Origin of the sequence: Streptacidiphilus pinicola (genome assembly GCF_003258295.1) — a bacterium.
Lineage (GTDB): Bacteria > Actinomycetota > Actinomycetes > Streptomycetales > Streptomycetaceae > Streptacidiphilus > Streptacidiphilus pinicola.
This window is the reverse complement of record NZ_QKYN01000215.1, coordinates 1-5,237: the sequence shown is the minus strand read 5'-3', so window position 1 is coordinate 5,237 and position 5,237 is coordinate 1. Positions and strand designations below refer to the sequence as shown.

Here is a 5,237-nt window from a genome sequence, read left to right as displayed (position 1 = left end):
GGGGCGAAGCGCGTCGGCGCGGTGGGCGGCGACGAGCGCGGGGGTGTCGGATGCGGGCCAGGGGCGCAGGGTCAGGGCGGGGGTGGTGGGGGTGGGGTCCACGGTCAGGGTGATCGGCGACGTCATGGGGGCCAGCCAACAGCATGGTCGTGTGTCACACGGTAGGAATCGGGCGTTCCGGTGCCCGGGTCAGGCGGAGAAGCCGACGGAGGTGAGGTACTCGTACTTGCCCCAGTCGGATCCCAGGTCGGTGATCTGGTCGGTCCAGGCGTCGTCGAGGGCCTGGGTGTCGCCGTCGGCCCAACAGGCGACGATCTCGTCCCAGCGGCGGATGTTGAGGCTGCGGAACTCCAGGCTGCGCTGGCGTGGGAGTTCGACCCCGCTCTGGTTCAGGGGGTGCAGTTCCACGCGGGCGACGTTGCGGCGGCGCAGGGTCTTGTAGGCGTCGTCGATCAGGGCGAGGTTCTTGCGGGTGGGGGTCTGTCGGTCGGCGAGCCAGGCCTTGACGGTCCGGGGGCGGGCGGTCAGGCCCGTCGCGAGGGCCCGGGCCTCTTTGTACGCAGCGTCCCCGTCGTTCCCGCCCGCCCGCCTGGGAGGTCGTCAGTTGACTTCCGCTCCCCGCCCTAAAGGGTAGGGATTCCTGCCACGGTCGGATAACCGTCTCGGTGGGTTCCTGCTTCTTCGCGCTGCGCCGGGACAGGTCCCGGGCTTACCTGCGCTCGACAGGTCGAAACCGCCAGTCCGGCGGCCTTGGCAATGTTGACGGCGGCGTTAACGTCCCGGTCGAGGACGGTTCCGCATGCCCCACACGCCCACTCCCGGACGCCCAGAGGCTTGGGTCCGTCCTTGACACCACAGGCGGAGCAGACCTGAGAGGTGGGCTCGAAGCGTCCGATGCGCACGAATGTGCGCCCGTGCCGGGCGGCCTTGTACTCCAGCATGGCGACGAATTGGGACCATCCGGCGTCGTGCACGGACTTGGCCAGCCGGGTGCGGGCGAGGCCCTTGACCACCAGGTTCTCAACGGCGACCGCTTGGTTCTCGCGGATGATCCCGGTTGAGAGCTGGTGGTGGAACTCGCGTCGGGCGTCGGCCACAGTCGCGTGAGCGCGAGCGACCTTCGCCCGCGCCTTCTCGCGGTTCTTGCTGCCTTTCTCCTTGCGGGACAGATCCCGCTGCGCCTTCTTCAACCGCTTCTCGGCACGCCGCAGGAAGCGGGGACTGTCGATCTTCGTGCCGTCGGACAGGATTGCGAAGTGCGACAGGCCCAGGTCGATGCCGGTCACGCTGTCAGTGTCGGGCATTCGCTGAAGGTCGACGGCTGCGTCAGTCTCCACGATGAAGCTTGCGAAGTATCGGCCCGCGCTGTCCTTGATCATCGTTACCGTGGACGGCACCGCTGGCAGGGGGCGTGACCATTTCACCCGCACGTCGCCGATCTTCGGCAAGGACAGGTCCCCTCCGGGGGTGATCTTCCATCGGGCGTTCGCGGTGAACCGGATCGACTGACGGGTATCCCTCTTGGACTTGAAGCGGGGCGGCCCCACCTTCGGGCGCTTCCCATTCACGGCGTCGAAGAAGTTCCGGTAGGCGGTGTCCAGGTCCCGCAACGACTGTTGCAGCACCACTGCGGACACCTCACCGAGCCAGGCACGCTCCGGTGTTACCTTCGCCGTGGTGAGTCGCTTGGACAATTCCCCCGAGGAGACGAACGGCAGCCCGGCGGCGCGGGCGTCCTCACGGGCGCGCAACCCGTCATTGAACACGACCCGGGCGCAGCCGAACGCGCGTGCCAACGCGGAACGCTGGGGCCCGTTGGGATACACGCGAAACGCGTACCGGAGCTGCATGATGAAACACCCCCTCCCGGAATCGACGTGCCCAACATGCCACACACCACCGACAAGAGGCACGCCCCGTCAGCGCTGCGGGAGGTACCCCCGCACGACGGCGGCTCGCCTGCCTAGCGGCGCTAGGATCGGCGCATGTCGGTACAGGACCGCAAGGAGCGCGAGAGAGCGGGCCGCGAGCGCCTGATCGTGGCGACGGCTCGTGAACTGGCCGAGCAGCAGGGGTGGGACGCGGTCACCACGCGCCGGCTCGCCGAGCGGATCGAGTACAGCCAGCCCGTCCTGTACAGCCATTTCCGCGGCAAGCGCGAGATCATCGGCGCGGTGGCGCTGGAGGGTGCCGTCGAGCTGGCCGCGGCGCTGCGGGCCGCGGCCGCGCGCGCCGGCGAGGGCACCGGCGGCGCCGGTGGGCCGCTCCCCCGGGTGGCTGCCGTCGCCCGGGCGTACCTCGACTTCGCGGCGCGCCATCCGGCGGTCTACGACGCCATGTTCCATCTCGACGGCGGTCTGGCGTTCGCCCAGGAGGACACCCCCGAGCCGCTGAAGGACGCCTTCGCGGCGCTGGTGGAAGCCGTGGGTGAGGTCGCGGGCGAGGGTGTCCACCCGGCGCAGTTCACCGAGCTGTTCTGGGCGGCCCTGCACGGGCTGGCGACGTTGACCCGGGCGGGGCGGATGCCGGCCGGGGACACCGAGCGCCGGGTGGAGCTGCTGGTGGGCCGGTTCGCCGCGCCGCGGTGATCCGTGCGGCCGGGGACGCGGGCGCGGCGGCAGCACGGGCGCAGCGGCGGCATCGGGGGCGCGGCAGCTGGGGCGCCGCGACAGCAGGGGGCGCCGCGGCATCTGGAAGGGCGCCGGCCAGGACGGGGGAACCTTGGCCGGCGCCGGTACCAGGGGGTGGGGTGATGCCGCGGCGGCGCCGGGATGCGCCCCTGCCGTGGTCATTGGTGTTCGCAGCCGGTGTCCTTCCCGCCGGCTGCGGCGTGCGTGCGCCGTCATGGGCGCAGGAGGCAGGTCAGGCGGCAGCTGGCGATGCGGCGGCCTTGGTCGTCGGTGATGGTGACGTCGTAGGTCGCCACGGTGCGGCCCAGGTGGGCGGGTGTGGCGATGCCGGTGAGCCGGCCGGAGTCGGCCGGGCGGTGGTGGGTCGCGGTCAGGTCCAGTCCTACGGCGTGCCGTTCGGGGCCGGCGTGCAGTGAGGCTCCGATCGAGGCGAGGGTTTCGGCGAAGGCGGCGGACGCGCCGCCGTGCAGCAGTCCTGCGGGCTGGGTGTTGCCCGCTACGGGCATGGTGCCGACGACCCGTTGGGCGGTGGCTTCCGTGATCTTGATGCCGAGGCGTTCGGCCAGGGCGCCTGTCGCGAGGGACTGGTGTGGCGTGCTGGGGGTGCTTCGGACTGCGGGTGCGGCGGACAAGTGATGCTCCTTCATTCCACGTAGCGGTACGGGGGCGTGTCGGCCGGTCAGGGCGACCTGTTGCGGATGGTGCGCACCGGGGGCGGACACCGCGTAGCGGTGGTCCGAGTTCGGTGTCCGGCTTGAGTCGGCGCACAGGGGGCCGGCCAGTTCGTCCAGGGCCACCCAGGTCCCGGCCCAGGCGGGGTGCTGGTCGGTGAGGGGTTCTCCGCACTGGCGGCACCGCACGGCTGGGATGGCTCGTCGGTGGAAGGCGGCGAAGGTGTCTTCGTCGACCTGGACGGCCCACGGGGAGGGATGGTCCATGGCCTCGACGAGCGCCGCTCTGAGGGTGGCGGTCTGGATGTCGAAGTCACGCCACGTCGTCAGTGATGCGGTCGGGCGGCTGTAACGGTAGCCGAAGTCGGGGACCGGGGTTCCGGTGGGCGGCCGGCCCATGGTGATGTCCAGGGCGTGGGTGGGTACCCGGGCGGGCAGCACGTCGAGCAGGGCCCGCTTCAGGGCCGGCACCATGTCATGCGGCGTGGTGTGGTTGAGCCATGACGTGGCGATCAGGTTCTGGAGCTGGGTGTGGGGGTAGACGATTTCCTCGATGATCCCGTGCCCGGCCGGATCGACGCGGACCCGGCGGGTGATGTCGATGTGTTCGCGGCTGCAGGCCTCCACCCGCTCCCCCCGGCGGGCCGCGGCGACGGCATCGGCGATGCGGGGGTGGGCGGTGACCAGCTCCTGGAAGGATCCTTGGCCGTTCTTCTCGGGCTCGCCGGCGGGTCCCGGTAGGGACCTGGCTGTTCGGCGGCGGTCGAGGGAGCTGACTGTCGCGTAGTCCCGGACGGGTCGCACAGTGTTCTCCTCTCTCCCGTGAAGACCGTTACCAGGGTTGGGTCGACGTGCCGAGGCGTGCGTGGGTCCGGGCCAGTCGCTCGCGCCACCATGCGGTCCGGTCGGGGTCGGTCATGGAGAAGGTGTCGAGCGCCTGCGGGTCGGGACGCGGAGGGGTGCGCGGGACGGGCAGCCAGCCGTCGACCGGCCAGAACGCCTGGTCGGGACCGACGACGTCGCCGCCCAGGAGGCGCAGGGTGCCGAGCCCGCATGCGAAGTCGAGTTCGGGCAGGGCTCCGGCCAGGGCCAGTTGGGCGGCCAGTCCGACGCTCGTCTCCAGCGCGGAGGAGACCACACAGGGAAGTCCGGTCCGGTCGGCGACCCGCAGCGCCTGGCGCACCCCGCCCAGGGGCGTGCACTTGATGACGGCGATGTCGGCTGCCTCGGTGAGGTCGGCGGCCAGTGGGTCGTCGGCGCGGCGGATGGACTCGTCCGCCGCGATGCGCACGTCGACCCTGCGTCGGAGTGCGGCCAGTTCCTCGAGTGAGCCGCAGGGCTGCTCGACGTACTCCAGCCCGCCTGCGGCGTTGTCGAGGGCGCGGATGTTCTGGACGGCGGTGTCGAGGTCCCACCGTCCGTTGACGTCGATCCGGATGCGTCCGCCGGTGCCGAGCGCGGCGCGCACGGCTTCCACTCTGGCCTGGTCCTGTGCCAGGGAGTCGGCGTGCTCGGCGACCTTGACCTTCGCTGTGCTGCAGCCTGAGCCGGTCACCATGGCGTGGGCGTGCTCCGGGTCGAGGGCGGGAACGGTGACGTTCACCGGGACGCGGTCGCGGACCGGCTCCGGCCATCCGGCGACGGCTTGTTCGAGCGCGGTTGCCAGCCATCGCTCGGCCTCGCGGTCGTCGTATTCGGGGAAGGGGCAGAACTCTCCCCAGCCCCGGGGCCCCTGGATGAGCACGCCTTCGCGGATCGAGATGCCGCGGAACCGCGTCACCGTCGGGATGGCGTAGACGCGGGCGGTCGCGAGCAGGTCGTGCTCATCCATGGGTGCTCCCGGGCTCTGCCGCGGCCGGGATCGGCCGCGTGGAGGGGTGTGTCATCGTGCGGGTGCCGCGTGCGCGAGCTGCCTGGGGCGGGGGGCGGGGGCGCC

Annotated in this window: 4 protein-coding genes and 1 pseudogene; 1 reads left to right on the top strand and 4 read right to left on the bottom strand. The window is 71.4% G+C overall.

The features are described 5' to 3' along the window. Nucleotides 1-189 precede the first annotated feature (189 nt). Together DN069_RS41155 and DN069_RS37390 are read right to left on the bottom strand one after the other, a co-directional pair. Nucleotides 190-408: a hypothetical protein gene (locus DN069_RS41155; protein ID WP_207892401.1), complete on the bottom strand. Its 219-nt coding sequence runs from the start codon at nt 406-408 to the stop codon at nt 190-192. Nucleotides 409-623: 215 nt separating this feature from the next. Continuing rightward, nucleotides 624-1,850, bottom strand: a complete 1,227-nt coding sequence (locus DN069_RS37390) for an RNA-guided endonuclease InsQ/TnpB family protein (protein ID WP_111507709.1) — start codon at nt 1,848-1,850, stop codon at nt 624-626. Between the two features lie 135 nt (nt 1,851-1,985). On the opposite strand from DN069_RS37390, the gene DN069_RS37385 reads away from it, so the two are divergent. Next, the gene (locus DN069_RS37385; protein WP_111507708.1) at nt 1,986-2,588 is read left to right on the top strand and encodes a TetR/AcrR family transcriptional regulator; all 603 of its coding nucleotides are present in this window, start codon (nt 1,986-1,988) and stop codon (nt 2,586-2,588) included. A gap of 254 nt (nt 2,589-2,842) precedes the next feature. On the opposite strand, the pseudogene DN069_RS37380 reads toward DN069_RS37385, so the two are convergent. Together DN069_RS37380 and DN069_RS37375 are read right to left on the bottom strand one after the other, a co-directional pair. After that, nucleotides 2,843-3,196: pseudogene (locus tag DN069_RS37380) on the bottom strand (PaaI family thioesterase); the annotation flags it as partial. A gap of 937 nt (nt 3,197-4,133) precedes the next feature. Continuing rightward, nucleotides 4,134-5,132 (bottom strand): o-succinylbenzoate synthase, encoded by a 999-nt coding sequence (locus DN069_RS37375; RefSeq protein WP_111507707.1) that lies wholly within the window; start codon nt 5,130-5,132, stop codon nt 4,134-4,136. Nucleotides 5,133-5,237: the final 105 nt, after the last annotated feature.